General features: G+C 35.0%; 24 protein-coding genes. 14 read left to right on the top strand and 10 right to left on the bottom strand.

All coding sequences use genetic code 11. The features are described from left to right. The first annotated feature begins 157 nt into the window (after positions 1–157). From PL77_RS26165 to PL77_RS26125, 9 genes are all read left to right on the top strand, one after another. Positions 158–844, top strand: coding sequence for a Crp/Fnr family transcriptional regulator (locus PL77_RS26165; protein WP_044211821.1), 687 nt, complete (start codon positions 158–160; stop codon positions 842–844). Positions 845–1,107: 263 nt separating this feature from the next. Beyond that, positions 1,108–2,382, top strand: a complete 1,275-nt coding sequence (glyA, locus tag PL77_RS26160; RefSeq protein ID WP_044211847.1) for a serine hydroxymethyltransferase — start codon at positions 1,108–1,110, stop codon at positions 2,380–2,382. 182 nt (positions 2,383–2,564) lie between these two features. After that, positions 2,565–3,404, top strand: a complete 840-nt coding sequence (locus PL77_RS26155) for a hypothetical protein (RefSeq protein ID WP_044211819.1) — start codon at positions 2,565–2,567, stop codon at positions 3,402–3,404. 255 nt (positions 3,405–3,659) lie between these two features. Further along, positions 3,660–4,103 carry a 50S ribosomal protein L13 gene (rplM, locus tag PL77_RS26150; RefSeq protein ID WP_044211817.1) on the top strand — a complete coding sequence of 148 codons (444 nt, stop codon included), beginning with the start codon at positions 3,660–3,662 and terminating at the stop codon, positions 4,101–4,103. 12 nt (positions 4,104–4,115) lie between these two features. Further along, positions 4,116–4,502, top strand: coding sequence for a 30S ribosomal protein S9 (rpsI, locus tag PL77_RS26145; protein ID WP_044211815.1), 387 nt, complete (start codon positions 4,116–4,118; stop codon positions 4,500–4,502). Positions 4,503–4,602: 100 nt separating this feature from the next. Then, on the top strand, positions 4,603–5,364 hold the full coding sequence (rpsB, locus tag PL77_RS26140; RefSeq protein WP_044211813.1) for a 30S ribosomal protein S2: 762 nt from the start codon (positions 4,603–4,605) through the stop codon (positions 5,362–5,364). Between the two features lie 31 nt (positions 5,365–5,395). Then, positions 5,396–5,575 (top strand): hypothetical protein, encoded by a 180-nt coding sequence (locus tag PL77_RS26135; RefSeq protein ID WP_044211810.1) that lies wholly within the window; start codon positions 5,396–5,398, stop codon positions 5,573–5,575. A 127-nt stretch (positions 5,576–5,702) separates the two neighbouring features. Next, positions 5,703–6,533: a translation elongation factor Ts gene (gene tsf / locus PL77_RS26130; RefSeq protein ID WP_044211807.1), complete on the top strand. Its 831-nt coding sequence runs from the start codon at positions 5,703–5,705 to the stop codon at positions 6,531–6,533. 507 nt (positions 6,534–7,040) lie between these two features. Next, positions 7,041–7,496: a helix-turn-helix domain-containing protein gene (locus PL77_RS26125; RefSeq protein ID WP_044211804.1), complete on the top strand. Its 456-nt coding sequence runs from the start codon at positions 7,041–7,043 to the stop codon at positions 7,494–7,496. 428 nt (positions 7,497–7,924) lie between these two features. On the opposite strand, the gene PL77_RS26115 is transcribed toward PL77_RS26125, so the two are convergent. The 8 genes from PL77_RS26115 to dtd form a co-directional block, all read right to left on the bottom strand. Next, positions 7,925–8,806 carry a hypothetical protein gene (locus PL77_RS26115; RefSeq protein WP_044211797.1) on the bottom strand — a complete coding sequence of 294 codons (882 nt, stop codon included), beginning with the start codon at positions 8,804–8,806 and terminating at the stop codon, positions 7,925–7,927. A gap of 12 nt (positions 8,807–8,818) precedes the next feature. Further along, positions 8,819–10,432, bottom strand: a complete 1,614-nt coding sequence (gene gldM / locus PL77_RS26110) for a gliding motility protein GldM (RefSeq protein WP_044211794.1) — start codon at positions 10,430–10,432, stop codon at positions 8,819–8,821. Positions 10,433–10,486: 54 nt separating this feature from the next. Beyond that, positions 10,487–11,311, bottom strand: coding sequence for a gliding motility protein GldL (gldL, locus tag PL77_RS26105; protein WP_044211791.1), 825 nt, complete (start codon positions 11,309–11,311; stop codon positions 10,487–10,489). Between the two features lie 68 nt (positions 11,312–11,379). Continuing rightward, positions 11,380–12,426, bottom strand: coding sequence for an SUMF1/EgtB/PvdO family nonheme iron enzyme (locus PL77_RS26100; protein ID WP_172665954.1), 1,047 nt, complete (start codon positions 12,424–12,426; stop codon positions 11,380–11,382). A 167-nt stretch (positions 12,427–12,593) separates the two neighbouring features. Continuing rightward, complete coding sequence (locus tag PL77_RS26095) at positions 12,594–13,538, bottom strand: type IX secretion system membrane protein PorP/SprF (protein WP_172665953.1); 945 nt, start codon at positions 13,536–13,538, stop codon at positions 12,594–12,596. 317 nt (positions 13,539–13,855) lie between these two features. Then, positions 13,856–14,632: a uroporphyrinogen-III synthase gene (locus PL77_RS26090; protein WP_044211785.1), complete on the bottom strand. Its 777-nt coding sequence runs from the start codon at positions 14,630–14,632 to the stop codon at positions 13,856–13,858. Positions 14,633–14,698: 66 nt separating this feature from the next. Beyond that, positions 14,699–15,832, bottom strand: a complete 1,134-nt coding sequence (locus PL77_RS26085; RefSeq protein ID WP_044211782.1) for a DUF4271 domain-containing protein — start codon at positions 15,830–15,832, stop codon at positions 14,699–14,701. Further along, the gene (gene dtd / locus PL77_RS26080) at positions 15,829–16,281 is read right to left on the bottom strand and encodes a D-aminoacyl-tRNA deacylase (RefSeq protein ID WP_044211779.1); all 453 of its coding nucleotides are present in this window, start codon (positions 16,279–16,281) and stop codon (positions 15,829–15,831) included. Before dtd ends, PL77_RS26085 begins: the two co-directional genes overlap by 4 nt. A gap of 261 nt (positions 16,282–16,542) precedes the next feature. Here dtd and PL77_RS26075 point away from each other — a divergent pair, with 261 nt between their 5' ends. Both PL77_RS26075 and cdd read left to right on the top strand, forming a co-directional pair. Next, a complete protein-coding gene (locus PL77_RS26075) occupies positions 16,543–17,181 on the top strand; it encodes a hypothetical protein (RefSeq protein WP_052444744.1) in 639 nt (212 codons plus the stop codon). A gap of 89 nt (positions 17,182–17,270) precedes the next feature. Continuing rightward, positions 17,271–17,759: a cytidine deaminase gene (gene cdd, locus PL77_RS26070; RefSeq protein WP_044211776.1), complete on the top strand. Its 489-nt coding sequence runs from the start codon at positions 17,271–17,273 to the stop codon at positions 17,757–17,759. A gap of 10 nt (positions 17,760–17,769) precedes the next feature. On the opposite strand, the gene PL77_RS26065 is transcribed toward cdd, so the two are convergent. Then, complete coding sequence (locus tag PL77_RS26065; protein ID WP_044211773.1) at positions 17,770–18,903, bottom strand: hypothetical protein; 1,134 nt, start codon at positions 18,901–18,903, stop codon at positions 17,770–17,772. Positions 18,904–19,030: 127 nt separating this feature from the next. Here PL77_RS26065 and rnr point away from each other — a divergent pair, with 127 nt between their 5' ends. The 3 genes from rnr (at position 19,031) to PL77_RS26050 (ending at position 22,241) form a co-directional block, all read left to right on the top strand. After that, positions 19,031–21,208 (top strand): ribonuclease R, encoded by a 2,178-nt coding sequence (rnr, locus tag PL77_RS26060; protein WP_044211771.1) that lies wholly within the window; start codon positions 19,031–19,033, stop codon positions 21,206–21,208. Positions 21,209–21,236: 28 nt separating this feature from the next. Then, complete coding sequence (locus tag PL77_RS26055; RefSeq protein ID WP_044211770.1) at positions 21,237–21,746, top strand: phosphoribosyltransferase family protein; 510 nt, start codon at positions 21,237–21,239, stop codon at positions 21,744–21,746. Positions 21,747–21,998: 252 nt separating this feature from the next. Beyond that, complete coding sequence (locus tag PL77_RS26050) at positions 21,999–22,241, top strand: hypothetical protein (protein ID WP_044211768.1); 243 nt, start codon at positions 21,999–22,001, stop codon at positions 22,239–22,241. Between the two features lie 78 nt (positions 22,242–22,319). Here the strand turns inward: PL77_RS26050 and PL77_RS26045 are convergent, their stop codons facing one another. Then, positions 22,320–23,300: an alpha/beta hydrolase gene (locus tag PL77_RS26045; RefSeq protein WP_044211765.1), complete on the bottom strand. Its 981-nt coding sequence runs from the start codon at positions 23,298–23,300 to the stop codon at positions 22,320–22,322. Positions 23,301–23,449 lie beyond the last annotated feature (149 nt).

Here is a 23,449-nt window from a genome sequence, read left to right as displayed (position 1 = left end):
AATTCTGATAAAAGCGCACAGTTGGGAACACATTTGGTTCTCAGCTGTGTTTTTTTTGCCAAAAAAGTAACTAAAATCATCTTTTTTTAGTAAATCTCTAATTTTGATATTACTTTTAGTGTGCTTTTATCAGAATTATCCATTTACTTAAACAAAGATGAAATTGGTACAACCCTCTTGTGCTTGTAAAGTGAAGAGTAACCAATCTATGTTTTCTTGTCTTACCGCTGAGCAACTTGAGAAGCTTCAGTCTAATACATGTCACTTCTTTAAAAAGGGGCAACCAATCTTCCAAGAAGATTCTATGCCTACAGGAGTATATTGTATCAGCGAAGGTCTCGTAAAGGTTACAAAGCTAGGGAGTAACGGGAAAGAGCAGATTTTAAGAATTGCCAAACCTGGCGATTTTGTCGGTTACAAATCTCTTATTAAAGGGAGTCGCTATAGAGCTTCTGCTATAGCAATCGAAGATTCATCCATTTGTCTCATACCCAAAGCTATTTTCATGGAGCTTCTCCATGAGAATGTGGAATTTTACCAGCAGATCGTCCATTTATTATGCGAAGTAATTGACAACGCAGAAACTAAAATTACTGACATCGCTTATAAACCTGTTCGAGGAAGAATAGCGGAAGCCTTATTGGTATTAGACAAAGCGTTTGTAGACAAAGAGCACATTACATTGACACGTGAAGATTTAGCAGGATTAGTAGGAACAGTCAAAGAAACGGCCATTCGTATTATCTCTGAATTTAAGCATGAAAAACTAATTGAAATCAACAAGAGAAGCATTAAAATTATCAATCCTGAAGGATTAGTAAAAATTAGTCACCTTTATGATTAAGTAAAGGTTTGATTTCATATGCAAAGTCATTAAAGTTAAAAGTTCTTACTGAGCTTACTTTAATGACTTTTTTTGTTGTCGAATTATGAAAAAAAGAGAAAGTAGATTGCATTTTTTTCTTTTTTTCAATGGATTAGGTAATATTTTTAGTCATTTATAATTATTGAATAATAGGATTTTAGTAGTTTTGCATGTCTAAAAAGGTACAACCTCCTATTTACAATGGGATGAATCAACAAAACGAACAAACCCCTTTTGCAACCATGAAAAGAGATGACATCATCTTTGATCTTATAGATCGTGAAAAAGAAAGACAGATTTCTGGAATTGAACTTATCGCCTCAGAGAACTTTGTTTCAGAACAAGTGATGAATGCTATGGGCAGTGTATTAACAAACAAATACGCTGAAGGATTGCCTAGCAAACGTTATTATGGTGGCTGTGAAGTAGTAGATGAGGTAGAAAACCTTGCTATTGACCGTCTTAAAGAATTATTTGGTGCTGCTTGGGCCAATGTTCAACCACACTCTGGTGCTCAAGCTAACGCTGCAGTAATGTTAGCCGTTTTAAAGCCAGGTGATAAAATTTTAGGTTTTGACTTATCTCATGGTGGTCACCTAACGCACGGTTCTCCTGTAAACTTCTCAGGAAAACTATACAAGCCTACATTCTACGGTGTAGAAAAAGAAACTGGTTTAATCGACTTTGATAAAGTTGTTGAAACTGCTCGTGAAGAAAAGCCTCAATTAATTATTGCAGGTGCTTCTGCTTACTCACGTGAGTGGGACTACAAAAAATTACGTGCTGTAGCTGATGAAATTGGAGCTTTATTATTAGCCGATATTTCTCACCCTTCAGGACTAATCGCTAAAGGTAAATTAGATGATCCTTTAAAACACTGTCATATCGTAACTACTACTACCCACAAAACTTTACGTGGACCAAGAGGTGGTGTGATCATGATGGGTGAAGATTTTGAGAACCCTTGGGGATACAAAACTCCAAAAGGTAAAGTACGTATGATGTCTTCATTATTAGACTCAGGTGTTTTCCCTGGTACTCAAGGTGGTCCATTAGAGCACGTTATCGCTGCTAAAGCAATCGCATTTGGCGAAGCTTTAACTCCTGAATATGATGCTTACACTACTCAAGTTCAGAAAAACGCTCAAGAAATGGCTAAACATTTCTTAGCTAAAGGTTATGATATCATCTCTGGCGGTACTGACAACCACATGATGCTAATCGACCTTCGTTCTAAGAACTTGACAGGTAAAATCGCTGAAAATACATTAATCAAAGCTGATATCACTATCAACAAAAATATGGTTCCATTTGATGACAAATCTCCATTTGTTACTTCTGGTATGCGTGTTGGTACTGCAGCTGTTACTACTCGTGGCTTGAAAGAAGCTGATATGGGTAAAATCGTTGACTTCATTGACCGCGTATTAATGAATCATGAAAATGATGCTGAAATTGATAAAGTGAGAGCTGAAATCAATGAGTGGATGCGTCAATTCCCATTGTTCCAGTGGTAATTAAAAAAATACATTTAGTACTCTTTATTGAATACTAAAATTAATAAGAAGCTAAGTTCAGCAATGGACTTAGCTTTTTTTATTTAAGAGTAATTTTTAATAAATTATAAAACAAATGTAAAATACATTCTACCTATATTCTCTGCAATCGTTAATTACAATGTAACATATTATATACTACCATGAAAAACCTATCAATCATCATTTTATCCATTCTATCTGTACAACTATTTAGCTGTTCAAGTAATGACGATAATGAAACACCTAATAATCTTCCCTCCATCTCAATAGAAGATCAACAAGATGTTTTAGAAGTTTATCCTCTACAAGAAATTCAACTTAATGTTTTAGCTAAAACAAATAGCGACAAACCAATTAGTGATCTTGAAACTATAGGTGATGGCAGTTGTATTCAAGCTCAAGACACTACATTAAATGAAAATGAAGGTTATTTAAACTATAGACAACCTGCACCTTACAGTAAAGGAGACTATACAATTACCTTTACCGCTTATACTGATGATGGAAAAACAGCCAATGTAGATCAAAAAATAAAAGTAGTTGAAGCTCCATTTATAATGGATATTGATAGTTCTAATATTCCTTCTACAGCACCTGAAAACTCCACATTCACTGTTAGTGGAACATTAAAATCAGTTCTACCTTTTAATGGAACGACTACCTCAGTAGACATACCAGGTCAAACCGGAATTCAATTTAGAACAAGTGTACTTGAAGGTGCTTTCGATGCAGTTATTGATAACACACCTTCCCCTCTCCCTCACTCAGATAGAATCGCATTTGAGGTAACAGAACATTCCCTTGAGAAAGATGAGAATGGTTATTATGTCTATAATTTCAGAGTAAATTATACTGTAAGTAAACCAGGAGATAACTCAGAATTACCTCAAAATGAGTTTACAATCTCTATTGTTTACAACTATTATGATTCTACTATAAAATGTACAGAAAACAGTGCTCCAATGTTTGGGACATGGTCTAAAACAGTCACTATACAGTAAATTTACATTTAGTTTATAAAATATTAATTCATAAGGTGTTCATTATCAACAATGAACACCTTATTTTTATGCTGTGATTATGAATTATTTAGACATATATAATTGCTAAAGTATTGGTAATCACAAAATAATGTTCTACCTTTGCCCGTCGCATACGTTAACCCGTATTGCGTGTTCAGGTCGAGGTATTTGCAAGTAGCTGTATTTCAGTGATGTAAATACTTCAAGTTTTAATAAATAAAACGAAGAATCACAGTGGATACACTCAGTTACAAAACTGCTTCAGTAAACAAGACAACTGCTCAAAAAGAGTGGATCTTAATTGATGCTGAAGGTAAAACATTGGGTCGTTTAGCTACAGAAATTGCTATGTACTTACGTGGCAAGAAGAAGCCTAGCTTTACACCTAACGTTGACTGTGGTGATAACGTAGTTGTTATCAACGCAGAAAAAGTGAAGCTTTCAGGTAAAAAGTGGGACGAAAAGGTATACCTTCGTTACTCTGGTTACCCAGGTGGTCTTAAATCAAGAACTGCTACTGAAATGAAAGCAAAGTTCCCAACAAGATTAGTTGAGAACGCAGTAAAAGGCATGTTGCCGAAAGGACGTTTGGGCCGTGATTTATACCGTAACTTGTATGTATATGCAGGTGGCGAGCATAAGCATGAAGCACAACAACCAAAGAAAATTGAACTTTAATAAAATTTAGTGATGGAAGTAATTAACACTTCAGGCAGAAGAAAAACTTCTGTAGCAAGAATTTACCTGTCTCAAGGTGAAGGAAAAATTACTGTCAACAAACGTGAGTTTGCGGATTATTTCCCATCTGAGGTTTTGCAAATCAAAGTGCAACAACCATTAGAATTGACTAATGAGTCTGGCAAGTACGATATCAACGTAAACGTACAAGGTGGTGGTATTAACGGACAAGCTGAGGCTGTACGTTTAGCTATCTCTAAAGCGCTATGCGAAATTGACGCAGAACACAGATTGACATTGAAACCAGAAGGTTTCTTAACTCGTGACCCTCGTATGGTCGAAAGAAAGAAACCAGGTCGCAGAAAAGCGAGAAGAAGATTCCAATTCTCGAAGCGTTAATCTGGATTATGCAGTTTATTTGGCAAAGATGGTCTTATTCAGACTATCTGCCATGCTGCTTTAAATTACGTTTTGCAAAAAACTCTACTTGTTAGAAACAATGAAAAATTTAGAATACAAAGAACTGCTTGACGCAGGTGTTCACTTTGGTCACTTGACCAGAAAGTGGAACCCAAAGATGGCTCCTTACATTTTCATGGAGCGCAATGGTATCCACATCATTGACCTGAACAAAACAAAGACATCTTTAGAGCAAGCACAAAATGCTTTAAAAAATATTGTGAAGTCTGGTCGTAAAGTGATGTTTGTTGCTACTAAAAAGCAAGCAAAAGACATCGTTGCACAAGAGGCTGCACGTTTAAAAATGCCTTACGTTACTGAGCGTTGGTTAGGTGGTATGTTAACTAACTTCCAAACTGTACGTAAGTCATTGAAAAAAATGACATCAATTGACAAGTTAATGAAGAGCGACGAGTTCAATTCATTAGCTAAGCGTGAGCGTCTTATGATGCAACGTGAGCGTGAGAAGTTAGAAAGAGTATTGGGCGGTATCGCTGACCAAACTCGTCTTCCAGCTGCGTTATTCATCGTTGACGTTAAGCGTGAGTCAATCGCTGTAAAAGAAGCTCAAAAATTAGGTATCCCAGTTTTTGCAATGGTTGATACAAACTCAAACCCTGAAGGAGTTGATTTTGTAATCCCTGCAAACGACGATGCATTCAAATCTGTAAGTGCTATCATGGGTGCTGTAGGTTCTGCAATCGAAGAAGGAATTGGCGAGCGTAAGAAGGAGCGTGACGAAGCTGCAAGTGCTGCTGCTGAAGCAGAGAAAAAAGCAGCTGATGAAGCTTCTGCTGAGTAATTCACCGTATTACCTTTAAAATTTGATTACAATGGATATTAAAGATATCAAAGAGCTTGAAGCTAAACTTCACGACTTAAAAGTGAAGCAAGGCGACATCTTCAAAGCGAAGAAAGCTGAGCGTGATACTGCAGCTCTTGAGGCTATCCGTACTGAGATGGCTGAATTGAAAGCTAAAGTAAAAGAAGGCTTAGCAGCTAATAAGAAATAATTCAAGCTTATTAGGGTTTAAAGCCGGACCCGCATCGTACTTAGTACCTTGCGGGTTCGTTCGTAAATAAATTAAGGGTAGAGTATTTCTACCAATTTTCAACCATTCTTTTAAATCTTTTATAGAGATGGCTATCACAGCAAAAGACGTTAAAGAGCTACGTACTATCACTGGTGCGGGTATGATGGACTGTAAAAAAGCCCTTACTGAGGCTGAAGGCGACATCGAAAAAGCAGTTGAAATCCTTCGTAAAAAAGGTCAAAAATTAGCTGCAAAAAGAGCTGACAGAGAGACTACAGAAGGTCAAGTTTTCGTATATGAAAACGCTGACAACTCTAAATCTGTAGCTTTAGCATTCGCTTGTGAAACTGAACCAGTATCAGTTAACGACGAATTCAAAGCTTTAGGACAAAAATTACTTGACGCTGCTGTTGCTGCCGACGCTAAAACTGCTGAGGAAGTACTTGCATTAGAAATCGACGGAGCTCCTGCTACTGAAGCAATCACTGCTTTAACTGCAAAAATGGGTGAGAAGATGGAAATTAGCGGTTACGCTAACGTTGAGGGTGCTGCTGTTGCTGCTTACAAGCACGGTAACGCTATCGCAGTATTAGTTGAGCTTTCTGAAGCTGCAGACGACGCTGTATTAGAAGCTGGTAAAAACGTAGGTATGCAAGTTGCTGCTATGCGTCCATTGGCTTTATCTGAAGCAGACGTTGATCAAAACGTTGTTGCTAAAGAAAGAGAAATTGGTGTTGAGCGTGCTCGTCAAGAAGGTAAACCTGAGCATATCTTAGAGCGTATCGCTGAAGGTTATGTGAAGAAATTCTTAAAAGACAACACTCTTGAAAACCAAGACTACGTAAAAGAGCCAGGTCAATCTGTAAAAGCTTACGTAGGTTCAGTGAAATCAGGTATGGTGATCAAATCATTCCACAGAGTTTCAACTGGTAAGTAATTTACTTCCTTCACCAGAAGGAATCTATATAATTAAGGCTATTCTATCTTATGATGGATTAGCCTTTTTTGTTTATCAAGATTCTGATCTCCAAATTTACTATTACTTTTAATACAGTATAAACTAAATTACGGTTAACTTCCAATCCCTATTTCTACTAGATTTTATAGGGCCTACTTCCAAGCTTTCTTCTTCTTCATTTTTTCATTAATGAAAAACGAAGCAAAAAATCTAGGCTCTGCAGTCAAAAGCTAAATTCCATTACTCTCGCCTAAATAATTGCCTGATTACAGAAATGCAAAAATTTTATAATAACCTTCTAAAATGCAGTTCTTTAGGGACATTTTAGTAAAACGTCCTCGCGAACCGCAATACACTATCATTTATCCTCCATAAAAAGAATCTCATAAATTAACGAAAACTTAGTTTACAATGTATTTAACGTCATTACAAGCACGTCGTAAACTATATTTTCATAAATTAAGGATCTCAAATTTAAAAAGAAAGATGAAAAGAGATCACATTCAATTAAGTGAAAAAGAAAAAAATCACATCAAAGAACTCCTTTCGAATGGTGATATAAAATCAAGAGTAAACCTTCGTTTGACTTCTTTATTGTTGCTCAATGAGCAAAAAACATATAAGGAAGTAGCTGCTACTTTACAGGTAAGAATAGCTACTATTTCAGATTGGAAAAAAAAGTATAAGACAGAAGGTTTAAATTCCTTACTGGAAGAAAAACCTCGAAGTGGCCGTCCAGCTAGTCTAACCGATGAAAATAAGGCAAAAATTATTGCATTAGCTTGCAGTACTCCTCCTGAAGGTTATTCTAAATGGACCTTAAGAATGTTGGCTGGTAAAGTTGTTGAATTAGGTTATACAGATAAAATCTCACATACACATGTTCAAGAAATATTGACAAAAGCGAACTTAAACCTCACCTCAAAAAACAATAGTGCATAAGTGAAATGGCAGGAAACTTCATTGCGAGGGTGGAATAGATTCTATAGTAATATAACCTGCCTTATGATCCAAAATGCTCTGTTATATGCTTTGATAACAATCTTATCTCTTAAATTACAACATAATGCTTGTGTGATAGAGTTCCGTACAAGAAGGAATTAGAAAAAAGAGTGATGGCCGCAATCAAAGATCAATGAAGAAGAAGGAATCTTGAAGGAAGCCACTATAAAATCTTGTAGCAAGATAAATTGAAAGCGAACAAAAGCTTAGTTTACAATGTGCTTAATTACCTTTTTAAAAAGTTCTTCACTCAAGATAGTCTTAAAAGAGAAGTACCTATTGTAAATAAAAAAACTCAAAGAATAAAAGTAAAAAAAAGAGAACCATTTTTACATGATTCTCTTTTTATATTTTATTCTAATATTATACTAGTTTGACCATAAATCTGACTCGTACTCTACTAGATCATATTTGTATTCTAAGCCCTTCATCAAAGCAATATCACCTTTAGCATCACCATACAATAAAGCGATATCTTTATCTTGTGTATTAGTGTACTTAGTAATCTTACCTTGATATAACAATAGATCAAAAGCATCTGATAAGTTTTTACTTTCTGCTAAGTTTCTATCATTGTACCACAAAGCGTCTCTGTTCTCCTTGAAAAGGTTTTCAACCACTTCTTTATAACTAAATGAAGCTACCATTCTCTCAAGAGTACCACCATTATTTTCAGCTGGAAGAATTAGTGAGATCACTTGGATATCATGAACCCATCTACCTCTTCTACGGTCAAATAAGATGTCTACTTTAATATCCATTAGATAGATATCTTCAGGATATAACTCATCATTAGCTGCAACTGCTGCTCCTCCAGTACTTCCGCCTGAGTCACCCCAGCCTGAGTCACCTGAGTCGCCCCAGCCGCCTCCGCCGCCCCAGTCGTCGCCGCCACCCCAGTCGTCACCGCCTGAGTCTCCGCCGCCTTCATTAGGACGTTTGATACGCTCTTTGAACTCGTCTATTGTTAAACGCTTCTTTAAAGAGTCATTCTCATATGGTCTAAGTAAACTACTCTTTACTGCATCAATCATCAGTTTAGGTAACCAACGGTTTTTAGCAAAGAACGGCTGATTTATTTTATCAGAAAGGTTTACTCTATACCAAACCGTTTTCTTAAACATTATATCTGCATTACGAACAGGTCTAACTGAATGTTTATTCCATTCACTCTCATCAATCTCCTGTGCGTAAGTCATACTAGCAACTGCTACAAATGCTAGTAAAAGTAATCCTCTTAGACTTTTCATAATCTTGATTCTTTAGTTTACTGAGATTGTAGTAATTCCACCTACTCCAGAAACTTTTTCAGTTTGTCCCTGAGAGTTTTTACGAACTACTGTTTTCACATCTACTACAACACGTACACCTGGTGTTCCTTTAGGTGCCTTTTTCAAAAGACTTCCAATATCGAAATCTTGTTTACCACCTTTGATCTTTACTGGACCAGCTAATGGTTTTGTACCAAATGCAACAGTTACTTCCCATTCCACTACACGATAGTTAGCTTCATCAGGTAATGCTGCTTTGAATTCTTCGTCCGGTTTAGGACGAACTTTAAGTGTTCTTGTTTTAGAACTAATACCTTTCTTTAAATCAATTCCAGGGAAAGTAATTGTTGGTTTTGGAACTCCTCTTGTTTTAAAGTTCTTAGTACCAATTGTGTTTCCACTACTCTTCACTGTTAAAGCTACAGCTTTAGCTTTAACGTCTGGAATGATCGTAGCTACTTTACCTGAACTCATCACTTTAGCATTAGTTGCTGAGAATTGAGGGTTATAAGCTTCACCTAAAGCAGGTACATCAATTACTAATTTGTTTGCTACGTTTCTGTAAAGTGCATTTACAGTAGCAGAGTTAACTTCAATTGTAGGTTTAACAACTACATACTCTTCCTCTACTAATAACGTAGTATCACCGAATGGAGTAGTGTAAGTAATTTCACCTTTCCAAGATTGAGTTGAACGACCATTCTTATCATATTTCGCAGGCTTAACTGGGAATTTAACTTCACCAATACCGTCTACTACTTTGATAGTACTTCCGTTATATTTCATTCTTGGTTTTGCTGCTGATGATGATGCTGCAATAAACATTGTCGCTTCATACTCTAAACCAGCTGCAACGTATTTCGAAGTAGGTTTCACAACCGCAACAACTTTATCAAATACTACTCTACCACCAACACGATCATTTAGTACTTTTAAAACTTTTGTTTCGTTTTGAAGTACTTCCGATGACATTTCAGAAAGAATTGCCATACATGCTGCTGTCGGAGTTTCTTCGAATTGGATATAAGCAAAATCCTTGTTCTTATTATCCTTGTCGTTTTTGTATTGATCCATTTCCTTAGCCGGCTTCGCTAATTTTCCGATTGCCTGCCAAGTTTTAGAAGTGTCGTGCTTTATTGCTACATCATCAAAATGTTTCGCTAACGCATTTAACTTCTTCTCTAATTCGTATGCTTTACCGTTTTTCTTACCTTCTAAACCGATTAATAATTCAGCTGGTTTTTGAGTATCACTTTTACCTTTAAGTTCTCCGTGCTCGTAACCACCTGTTTTCTTTACGATTTCTTCTTTAAGATTATCGATATATGCAATAACTTCAGCAGTTTCTTTACGAAGAGCTTTTGCATCTTCTAAAACTTGCTTTGTTGTTTCATTTACTTTTTTAGCAGCTGCACCTTCAATTGCGTGTAACTGTCTATCATTTTCCTGTGCAGTAATATGATTAGAGTTCTCTAATGATTGCTCGATAAAGATAAATTTATCAAGTACAGTATTACTCACGTTCAACGCTAGCATGGCCATTAGTACTAAGTACATTAGACCAATCATCCGTTGTCTTGGGGTTTCTTTTGCTCCTCCTGCCATTAGTCCTTTTCTTTGTTAAGGTTTATACAAAATATGAACGTCTGAAAGACTAAATTAGCCTTTCATTGCAGTAAGCATCTTACCATATACATTGTTCAACGAAGTTAAGTTCGTTGTTAATGCAGTCATTTGAGTCTTGAACTTAGTCGCTTCTTTACTTGCTTCATCCATGCTTTGAACAGCAGTTGCTAAGTTACCGTGGAATTTATTGATTGTCTTAAGATGGTTATTAGCATCTTTTAATTCCATTTCATAAACTGCATTTAATGCACCTAAGTTCTTAGTAATAGCTTGAACTTGTTGTTGGTGAGCTTTAGAATCAGCTGCAGTACCTTCCATTGTTTTCATAGCAGAAACAGTAGTAGAGAAAGACTTGTTTAAGTCTCCCATAGACTTTGTAGCTACTTGTAATGAACGAGAGTACTCATCTGAAGCACCAGCAACGCTAGCTACTGACTTCATTTGACCCACTGATTTATTTAAGTTCTCCATTCCAGCACCAAAGTTTTTGAATACTTCTGGAGTTAATTTCGCATCTGCTAACATTTTATCCATTGCACCTAAAGCTGCAATATCTTTCTTAGGATCAGCCTTGACTGCTTTTTTCTTTGGAGCTGCTGCTGCTTCTTCTGATAATAACTCAGGATAAGCTAACGCCCAATCGTAATGCTTTTCGAAAGGTGCAGCTGGAGCGAATGCTCCGATAAAGAATAATAATGCTTCTGTGATAAGACCAGCTGCAAGAATAGGTCCACCGTTAGGTAGGTGAAGAATTTTAAACATTGCACCTACAATTACTACTGCTGCTCCAAGGTTAGTTAAAATAGGAACGTATACTCTGTAGAATTTTGCTCTTCCTGTTTCGTGTAAATGGCTCATTTTGCTTCTAAAATTGTCTAAATTGATTGTTTTGGATAAACTTGTGTTCCTTGTTTAGGTTCACTTTACTAATAATCTAATCCAGATGATCTACCTAGATTAATCATAACACACCTAAACCCTATATATGATCTTGCTTGTGTTTCGAACTCGTATGATCTTGTTCCCGTTTGGATATAATATGGGATATCTTTCCAAGAACCGCCTCTTACGATTTTCTTTGGCTCATTTGGATCTGTATAAGTAGGGTTTAAGTCCCAAACAATTGGATAACCCGATGGATTGTATGCATCATCACACCACTCAGCTACATTCCCTGACATGTCATAAAGACCAAATCCGTTAGGGAAGTAAGCTCCAACTGGAGATGTATAAGAGTAACCGTCATCATAATAGTTACCTCTACCTGGCTTAAAGTTTGCTAACGCACAACCTTTACCATTTCTCACATAAGGACCACCCCAAGGGTACTTCGCCATATCCAGACCACCTCTTGCTGAATATTCCCATTCTGCTTCTGTTGGTAATCTAAATGCAGGCATCTCTGCAAGTCCTTGTTCTGTTCTGTAACCATTGTAATGTCTTGTTCTCCATGCACAAAACTCTACCGCAGCTCTTCTTGTAACACCTACAACTGGATAATCGTCAAATGCAGGGTGACTATAATAATAGTCTTGCATTGGCTCACCCATGTGGTAAGTAAAATCTTTTTCCCATACTGTTGTATCAGGACGCAATTCTTCTTGAATTTGCTCGAAAGTCCAATCTGCACTAGTATCAGATTCCGCTTCCATACCTTCAATAAACTGACGGTACTCATTATTTGTGATCTCAGTCTCATCCATGAAGAAGCCACTAATTGTAACTTGTTTGTTCATGTTGATCATAGAGTAAGTAATATCTTCATCTGCCTGTCCCATGTGGAATGTTCCTCCTGGTACACTAGTCATTCCATAAGGTATTACTTGTGGATCCCATTCAGGTCGATCTTGTGAACCAATCAGGTTACCTTGATCGGAATCACTACCACCTCCAAGTAGGCCGCCACAACTTTGTGTTAAGACAGCCAAAATGCTTAACGCTCCTATTAGCCTTTTCTTTGACAAGCTTTTCATATGATAAAAAATTCTCCTATTGGATTGATACGTTTCTTTTTCTATTAGACAATGAACGTTAATATATTATAACTAAACATTATCAAACATCAATGAAACAAAAATGAATCCAAAAAATTAAAATTGAGAAAAAAAAAACAAAAACAGGTTAAAATAGTGAGTCGAAATTAGTCATGACGATAGCGTGGAGTTCTAATAACTGAAGGTGATTTCCCTCCAAATGCACCAAAACCAAAAGAAAGTAATATCTCATGAGAAGTCAGTGCTTTGGCCGATTGATCTTTTACGGTAAAATCAACAGCATAGCCTAAGTGTAATTTTCTATTTTTCAGCAAATAAACGCCTGCCAATGCACTTAAAGCTTCCATTTCTCTAAGCCCTGCACCTACATACACCCATTCTTGAAGATTCGCCAAAACAGTTAAATCAAAAGTAAAACTATTTAAATCCGTTCTCATCAAAATAGAAGGTTGAAGAATAAGATTATTAGTGACATCTAATGACATTCCAAATAATCCATTAAAAGACATTCCCAATGCACTAAATGGGGAAGAACTACCGCCCTCAAAGTCTGATTCTAATAAATGTTTTGCTCCTATGCCGGCATAAATCTTTTCACTTTGGTAATATACTCCTGCCGAAATATCGGGAACAATCGAATTTAAAGGCTGTCCTCCATTATATAAGGGGTCATTTTCATTTACAAATCTCAACCTATCTGTATTTAAGCTACGATCATAAATTCCAGCTCTTAACCCAAATGATAAAGAACCACTTTTTAATGGAACCAAATATGACACAGACAATTGCGCTTCAAGATTTGACATCAATCCTACATCATCATTTACTAAATGGAAACCTACCCCTAATCTCTTCGATTGAATAGGTGAGGTTATTGAAAAAAACTGAGTATTCAATGTACCATCTTTTTCAAATGTACCTTCATACCCTAGCCATTGTGTACGATGTAATAAAACCACTTCTGTTTCTTCCGAAGTCATCCCTACAGCTGCTGGATTTAGAAAAGGTTTTGAAAACATGTATTGAGTAAATTGAGGATCTTGTTGTGCTTGAGAGCTAAGATGAGAACACATCATGACAAGAAAGCTCATGATGAAAAATTTTGTCAAATGCATAATTTATAAGTCAGGTTAGGTCAATTCTCCCTAAAATTGATGATTGAGTTAAATAATTTACAGACTAAATAAAGAGAAGGATAAGTACTTTGCTTCAAGTTGAATTAATTTCTGTTGAGATTCTGAAATTAACACATTAATTCTATTCTTCGTTTATAAAGTGCTGTTAGAAGTTACTATATTTTTAGGAATCTTCTGCTACAATTAACAAAAAAATAAAGTATTACCTTATATCAAGCATAAAAAAAACACCACAAAACTGTGGTGTTTCAATATCTTAAAGCGTAAAGGTTTTACTCATTCGCTTCTTTTATATACAACTCGATTGCACCTGTCATAGAAGGAGCGTTTGGTAAAGGTGCTTCTACATCTAAATGTAAACCAGCATCTCTTACAGCTGAAGCCGTCGTTGGTCCAAATGCAGCAATTCTTGTTTCCTTCTGCTCAAAATCAGGAAAGTTCGTAAATAACGATTTGATGCCTGAAGGGCTAAAGAAAGCAATCATATCATAATAAATGTCGCTAAGGTCTGATAAATCAGCTGCAACTGTACGGTAGATGATCGCTTCATTCATTTCGATATTATTAGACTCCATATAATCTGGAATATCCTCTTTTCTAATATCTGAACAAGGGAATAAGAACTTCTCGTTTTTAAACTTCTTGAATAAATCAAACATGTCCCTAGCAGTTTTGTAACCTGTAAACAACTTACGCTTACGGACTACAATATACTTCTGAAGGTAATTTGCAGTTTGCTCAGAGATACAGAAATACTTCATATCTGCTGGCACTTCAACCTTTAGTTCTTTGCATAATCTAAAGAAATGATCAATGGCATTTCTAGATGTAAAGATAACTGCTGTATGCTCTAGGATGTTAATCTTTTGAGCTCTAAATTCTTTGGCTGTCACGCCTTTTACTTCGATAAAAGGACGAAAATCAATTTGGATTCCATACTTCTCTCCTAATTTGTGATAAGGAGAATTTTGATTGGCGGGTTCCGGTTGAGACACCAATATTGACTTCACAGCTTTCTTCACCACTTTTCCTGCTATGTCGTTTGCCATGTTGTTTTATCTATTTTTTTGTAGTAAATCGAGGTTAAAAAAGATTTACTTTGAGTTATAAGAAATTCAACTAATGAAAACCTTCACCGCTAACAACGAAGGAAAGAATTCGGTCGCGCAAAAATACGAAAATAAATAATTATTTCTAAAGTTTACTTGTTTAGATACAGCGATATACACTAAAAAACTCTTTATAAGAAAGCCAATCCCTATAAATAGCCGCATAAACTCCCAAGAGATATAAAATGGATTTAGTGTCCAAAAAACGCATATAATCATATAAAACAGTACATAAACCCATGTTAATTTATAAAATTCTGCTCCATGAATCGACGGTATATTCGTATTCGAAAAAATATTTCCTAAAAAATAAATTATTATCAATCGAAACGCTACAAAACCTAAAATCGCAACCATAACATAGAAAATATTAATTGCAAAGGCTGAAACGTCTTTATTCAGTTCTGTAGAGGTGACTTGAGAAAGCCAAATCTCACCATTTCCGAACAGCATTAATGCTAGACTTCCTACTAAGGTAAAACTAAAAATAAACATGATCAACTGTAATGTGTTCATTTTTGTAGTATCTCCTCTTCCCATTGTCACACCTTCAAAAGATCTTATCAATGAATTGACTCCTGTTTTTAATCCTCCGATCTTCGCTGAAAGGCCTACAAAAGTAAAAACAATCAAAGACCACATTAAAAGCATTTCTCTAAAGTCAGAATGATATCTTATCTTCTCTTTATGACTGTTTTTATACATTGTTGCATTGGAATTCAACTTATCATACGACACCTTCTTGTCCACAAAAAAACTTTGTGGTGCACTTCCATCTATTGTATTAACAACAAATAAAAGCTCTCCTGTCACTTTTTGTTGTTCTTTAAGTTTAGAATTCGAGAAATAAACAAGACCATTTTTTTCTTTTGAAATATCTTGAAGTTGGTTATTGACAAATACCGCTGCATTTTCTGGAATGATGAACTCTACACCCAAACCATTTAAATTTTTAACATCTAAAAGGAGATAGAAATTTCTCACGAAAGGGTGCTCGTCAGGAATATATGGCACAAAGCCATTTACTTTACTTTCGTAAATCAGCCATTTATCTTGTATTGGGAACTCAACGGCGTAGGATTTCCTTTGACTCGCAAAAAATGTAATTATTGAAAAAAGTATGTAGAAAAAATATCTCATTTTTTATCTTTTGAATCTATTACGATTGTCACTGGACCGTCATTTAACAATGAAACTTGCATATCAGCACCAAATTCTCCAGTTTGAATTTCTTTTCCTGTAAGTTGATGTAGCGTATTGATCATTTCTTCATAAAGTGGAATCGCTTTATCGGGGTGAGCTGCACCAATATAAGACGGTCTATTCCCCTTTTTAGTACTTGCCTGTAAAGTGAATTGAGAAATCAATAATATATTCCCATCTACATCTTGTACTGACTTATTCATTTTCCCTTCTTCATCAGAAAAAATTCTCATTCCCACTATTTTTTTAGCTAGCCATTGAAGATCTTCTTTTTCATCATCTTGACTAACGCCCAACAAAATCATCAATCCCTTTTGAATTTCTCCAATCACAATACCTCCCACTTCAACTTTAGCGAAAGAAACTCGTTGCAATACAGCGTTCATAAAAATAATGGTTTATATTGAAAAAATCTTAATTACAGTGTATAAGTCTCTGTGTTGCGAATTTAAAGGTTATTAGAAAAAGATTTTTACTGTTAGAGCAATTTTCGTTAATATAGTGGCATAAACATTGATGTTTTTAGATGAAAAAAATTATGTTTATATTTTTTATAAAGCATTCTTGCTTTTTTTCATTCTTCAACAAAATAAAATAACGTTATTTAAGGTTATTCTTAACAAATAGTATTGAAAAATAATTTTACCATGAAAAGGATATTTATATTACTCTTTATCGCATTTAGTTTTATAGCTGTAGACAACGATCTATACGCCCAAAAAAAGAAAAAGAAAAGCAAATCTTCTAATTCAAAGAAAAATGAAAAAGCAGAAGTAAAAGAATGGAAGAAAAAGCTAAAAAATACTGACCCCCTTAAATTCAGAGATATGACACAAGAGCTAAATACGCTAAGAGGTCAAGCATCTGGTTTAAAAGCTGAAATTTCAAAATTAGAGCAAGAAAAAGGTTCTTTTAATTCTCAATTAAAAGAAAAAGATAACACTATCGCTGACTTAAAGGAGGAAAATGCGAAGCTGAAGAAGAAAATGGATAATAACGTTTCTCATTCAGGTGATGATTATACTAAAGGTATTGTTTATAAAGTTCAAATTGGGGCTTTCAAAAATCGTGACTTATCAAAATTCCAAGATAAAGGTAACTTCTGGATGGAAGATCAAGATGGCCTAAAAAAATATACTATTGCTTACTTCCGTGATTACGGTGAAGCTGATCAATTCAAAAAATATATGAGAGCAATGGGCGTAAAAGATGCATGGATTGTAGCTTATGACGACAATGTTCGTAAAGACATCAAAGATGTACAAAGAAAAGGTTCTGGAAAATAATTATTAACAGTACTTTTGACAAAGAAAGCCTTTAGGATATGAATTCTAAAGGCTTTTTCTGTATCTTAATTTTCTAAATAAGAAAAGATATGGCAAAAAAATTAAACCTTAACATCGAAATTGTCACTTATGATAATATTGATGAATTATCCAAGGAAGATCAAGAACTCTTACGCCTCGCCGAAGAAGCTACATTCAAATCTTATGCACCTTACTCCAACTTTAATGTTGGAGCAGCTTTAATTCTTGAAAATGGCCAAATAGTCACTGGAAACAATCAAGAAAATGCGGCTTACCCTTCCGGAATGTGTGCTGAACGTAGTGCTATTTACTGGGCAGGAGGTCAATACCCTGATCAAAAAATATTAACAATGGCAATTGCTGCAAGAAAAGGAGAAGAACAAAGCTTCATTCCTATTTCTCCATGTGGTGCTTGTAGACAAGCTATGTTAGAATACGAGGTAAAACAAGATAGTCCAATTCGTCTTTTGATGAAGGGACAAAAAGATATTTATGAAATGCAATCTGTATCTGACTTATTGCCTTTCAAATTTACTCAAAAAGATTTATTCGAATAATATTATATTATTATCTAGAAAGCAGCTTCTCATTGAGGTGGTTTATTATTCGTATTCCATATTCAGTATTAGCTGCTTTTCTTTTATAGAACTTGGACTGATCTTTTTTCTTTTGAAGTACGTTGAGAGCGTATAAATAAGCATAAAGTGGCGAATCTATATATTCCTTTCTCGATTCCAACTCCTGCAACTGTTTATCTGATTCCATCAATAAAGCTTTTGATGTTTGATAGTCCTCGTTTTCAAAATAATAAATGCCCTTCATTATCATTCCCCCTATCTTATTCAACTTTTCTGATGAGTTTTCCATAAGAGAGATATAGTCTAGTATTTCTTTCCGTTGAAACTCTTCGAAAAAAATCAATGCTATTAGACCTTCAAAAACAAAAAGATGATTTTCAGGATAATTATCAAGGAAATGATATGCTAAAGTCAAGGCTGTACTATCCTTTCTTCTAGTATAAATCCACATAAGATATCTGCCTGCTTCAGTTGATGTAAAAACACTTCGCTGCTGTGCTAACTCTAACTGTTGAATTCCTAATTTTTTATCACCCGAAGGGAAAAAACTTAAGAAGGGCTTGTAAATAGGGTTGGCCTCAGGAAAAAATTCACGATAGTAATTATAGATACCTGATGAAAAGTTAAACTCTTCAAAACGATCTAAATTTTTCATTCCCTTGATTGTCAAAGAATAAACTTCTTTCGCCTCAGATACAGCCTTCCATGTAGAACCAATATGGTTATACGTTCTTGCCTTTACACTCCGAGCTAAAAGTAAAAAATAAATGGACTCAAAATCATTTTCATCCTCACTGTAAGAAGCTTCACATAATGCTATACATTCATCTAAAGACTCAAATAATAAACTTATCTTTTCCTCATCCTCATAATCAAACGGTACATTTCTCCAATACACATTCAATCCTTCCAGTAAAGCTGTGGAAGAATGTCTCTCCATCATATCCACATACTTGAGCATCAAAGAATCAGAGGTCTTGAAATCACATTTATACAAAGCATCCATAATAGACGATGCACACTGTAACGCCTCCTCATTTTCCCATAGTTTTTGAGACTTCTGAGCATAAGTAGAAGTGAATAAAATTAAAATTTGAAGGGTTAAGTAAAAACTTCTCAACATAGTTTCGTAATCATCGTCCTATAACTAGGATTTTATCGTAATTTAGCAAATAGAAGGATTAAGTTGGCATCTCCTACTTTTTTACAAGCAAACTTAATCCGTCTTTTATTAGATGTAAATCATAAGCATGGCAAAAACCAGAAAAAAGAACATAAAAACAAAGAAAAAGGTACAAAGAAGAAGTAGCCTTAATTCTCATACCATACAAAATATCATTGAACTTTTAAATTCAAGGCCTGAAATGGGCTTTAGTCTTCGACAAATCGTCAAAGATGTTAGAATTAAAAGTCAAACTGATAAAGATAAACTCAAATATATAATGATTGCCTTAGCAGATGAAGGAAAAATTCTTCTGAAAGGTAAGAAATATCAATCTATATTGCTGCAAGAAGAGCAACAAAATGCCAGAACTGCAACGGTTGATTTTGTCAATCCAAAATTTGCATTCTTAATCGTCGATACTCCTGCTGGAGAAGAGGTTGAGGATATACGTGTGTTACTACCCAATATGAACAGAGCACTCAACGGAGACAAAGTTGAGTTCACTACTTTCTACAATAGACAAAGAAAACGTGATGAGGCTAAAATCACTAAGATCATTAAACGTGAAAAAGATGAATTTGTAGGACAACTACAGATCTCTGAGCGTTTTGCTTTTGTGGTTGCTTCAGATCGTAAAATGTTTTATGATCTATTTATTCCTATTGAGAAAATTGGAGATGCACAAAATGGGGATAAGGTAATTGCCAAGATTACACAATGGAAACAAAATGACAAGTCACCTATTGGTAGAATTACCAAGGTTTTAGGTAAAGCGGGTGATAATGAAACTGAAATTCACTCTATCATGTTTGAATTTGGTCTCCCATTTGAGTTCCCTAAGGAAGTTGATGCCGAAGCTAATGCTATTCCTGACGAAATTCCAGAAGATGAAATAAAAAACAGAAAGGATTTCAGAGATAGAACCACTTTCACAATTGACCCTGTTACTGCAAAAGACTTTGATGATGCTCTTTCTATAAGAAAGATGAAAAATGGCCATTACGAAATTGGTGTTCACATTGCTGATGTATCGCATTATGTAACGCCAGGGTCATTATTGGAAGAAGAAGCTTTCAAAAGAGCTACCTCTGTTTATTTGGTGGACCGTACGGTTCCGATGTTACCTGAAAAATTATCCAATGGTTTATGTTCTTTAAACCCGCATGTTGACCGATTAGCTTTTGCAGCGATCTTCGAGATGGATGAGACAGGTAAAGTCTATAAGCAGTCCTTTGGTAGAACAGTAATTCATTCTGACAGACGTTTCTCTTATGAAGAAGCACAAGAAAGAATCGAATCCAAAGAAGGTGATTTCCAAGAAGAAATTAATACGCTAAACGACATCGCTCACAAACTTAGAGATGCTCGATTTAGAAATGGTGCAATTTCATTTGAGTCTATTGAATTGAAATTCGATTTAGATGAAAATGGCAAACCAACAGGACTGACTCCAAAAATCAGAAAGGATGCTCATAAAATGATTGAGGAGTTTATGCTTCTCGCGAATAAAAGAGTAGCTGAATCTATTTTCCGTAAAAAGCAGGATAGCAAACCTGTAACTATGGTTTATAGAGTACATGGTGATCCTGATCCTGATAAACTAGCTCAATTTGCCACATTTGCGAAGCGCTTTGGCTATGATCTAGACCTAACGGAAAAGAAAATTGCTTTCTCTCTAAATAACTTAACGGAGGAAGTAGAAGGAAAACCGGAACAGAACATCATTGAGCAACAAGCCATCCGTACAATGGCAAAAGCCATTTACACCACAAATCCAGAAGGTCACTATGGTCTTGGTTTTGCTCATTATACTCACTTTACATCTCCTATTCGTAGGTATCCTGATGTAATGGTACACCGTCTATTACAACATTATTTAGACAAAGGTAAATCTGCGGACGAGAATGAATTTGAAGAACGTTGCAAACATTCTTCTGCTAGGGAGAAAGTCGCAGCAGATGCCGAAAGAGCGTCTATCAAATACAAGCAGGTAGAGTTTATGTCTGAATTCCTGGGAGAAGAAATGGAAGGTACTGTTTCTGGGTTAACAGATTGGGGTATGTTTATTGAACTCAAGGATACTCGTTGTGAGGGGCTCGTTCGATATTCATCTATGACCCATGATCAATTTATTTTTGACTCTGATGCAATGATTGTCACAGGTCAAAAATATAAAGAAACTTATCAACTAGGTGATGAAGTAAAAGTTATAGTAAAAGATACAAACATTGAAAAACGATCGATTGATTTCGATATCGTTTAATGGTTTAATATTCAATAAATAATTAATCATGACGACTATTAGCAATGTTATTTTAAAACATGAGCAGATCGTTCAAAAGATACGCCGTATAGCTTTTGAAGTGTATGAAGATAACTTTGGAGCTAAAGAAATTATATTCGCTGGAATCAAAGGAAATGGCTATCACTTTGCTGAATTATTGAAGGCTGAGTTTGATAAAATTTCTACTATTCCATCTGATATTACTAAAATTACGATTGATAAAACTGCTCCACTACAAACTTTCATCGAGGTAGATAAAGATTTAAAAGAGATGGAAGGTAAAGTGATACTTTTAGCTGATGACGTATTGAATACCGGACGTACTTTGGCTTACAGTATTAAACCTTTTTTAGGGATTAGAATCGAAAAGTTACAAGTAGCTGTTTTGGTGGATAGAGGCTATCACAAGTTCCCTGTAATTCCTAGCTTCACTGGTTATGAATTATCAACCACCGTAAAACAAAATGTAGAAGTTGACCTTACTGATCACTTGAGCTTCACAGTAACGCTTACATAAAGCGGTTTTTACATTCAAATATTATAATCAATGGATTTTCAATAGGTTAATTCATTGATTTTTTTTATTCTAATTCTAAATAAAGGAGGGTAATCTAGACTAATTATCAACAAAGTTTAACTAGAAACAATCTAAATACAAACTGATCATTTTCAGCCATTTATATATATATCAATTTGTTCTAATAGCAGTTTATAACTTAAATTTGAGCATCCATTAAGAAGTAAAAGTTTAAACCTAAACGATAAAAATATGTCTATTAGATTATCATCAAACTGCAAAAGCTGTGCTGAGTTAGCTGAATCACTAACATGCAACGTGCACAATGTTAAAGTAAATGAGAAATATACTTGTGACAGCTTTTCTAGTGCATCTGAGTTAATCAATGCTATTCAATGTACTAACTGTGCATTTTTCCAAAAAGACAACTGTTCTAAACCTGCACAAGCAACAGAAGGTATGCTTTGTGGAGATTGGGCTCCAGCAAATGTTTAATTAATCCATAAACATCTTGTAGTACAAAAGCCAGAGTAATAAAAATTACTCTGGCTTTTTTCATTGTCAATATTAGATTTATTTACCCAATAAAAACTCTAAAGGAATATTTAATCGTTTTGCCCAAGCTACTTCTGAGTGATTTTCGCCTGGAAACTTTTCAGTCATCCAATTTTCAGATGTAAAACCATGTTTTTTCATGATTACATCAACTCTTTTTTGATAAGGTTCATATTGAGAATCTAATGTTTCTGTACCAAAATCAAAATAGATCTTATGCGTTTTAGGATCTGGTAGATTATTTTCAACATAGTTGATTATCCCATCAGTGACTGCTTTGTTTTCTGCATCTGTAAAGTCTTCAGCGTAAACCATAGGCCAATGTGTAGATAAACATCCAGCTCCACCAAACACTTCAGGGTATTCACAAATTGCATACATCGAGATCAATCCTCCCATACTTGAACCCATTACAAACGTATGCTCTCTATCAGAATAAGTAGGATAATGACTATCAATATATGGCTTCAATTCACTTGTAAGGAATTTCAAATAGTTATCTGACAGTAATTTACCTTCTACTCTTTTTTTCAATACAGCTTGCATATCAGAGTCTGAAAGATCTTTCAATGATTTTTGAGGTAAATATTCAGATGATCTATACTTTCCATTATTAGGTACAGCTACCACAATCACATCTTGAATTTTATTTTCGTTCAATAACTTGGTAATATTTTCATCTACTTCCCATTCTTGTTTGTTCCATGTTACCGTTGAATCAAATAGCATTAAGCCATCGTGCATATAAAGAACCGCATATTTCTTGTCTTTGGAATACCCTTCTGGCATATAAACATCGACATTTCTAGGATCGATGTATTTTGATTCGAAATTAGGAAGTCGATCAATCTTTCCCCCATAAAGGTTAGGCATTTGATCACTAGTAGCCTCTCCAACTCCTAGTGATTTTTCTTCCTTCTTTTCTTCTGTTTGCTTTGATTCAGTAGCACAAGAAAACAGAAGAAGTAAAGCTGATAAATAGGTAATTATTTTTTTCATTTTCTATTATTTATAATGTTATGTGCTTGTATAGCGAAGGTAAGCAATTCAAAGTTTTCAATGTACTCCTAAGTAGATAAAATAGTTTGATTTAATATATTATTACATTTGGGTAAAGTATAAACACAAAAAAAGGTTAGTCAACATCT

It is taken from the genome of Flammeovirga sp. OC4 (genome assembly GCF_000812565.1).
Taxonomy (GTDB): domain Bacteria; phylum Bacteroidota; class Bacteroidia; order Cytophagales; family Flammeovirgaceae; genus Flammeovirga.
The sequence above is the reverse complement of the archived record's forward strand: the minus strand, read 5'-3'. Positions and strand labels throughout refer to the sequence as shown.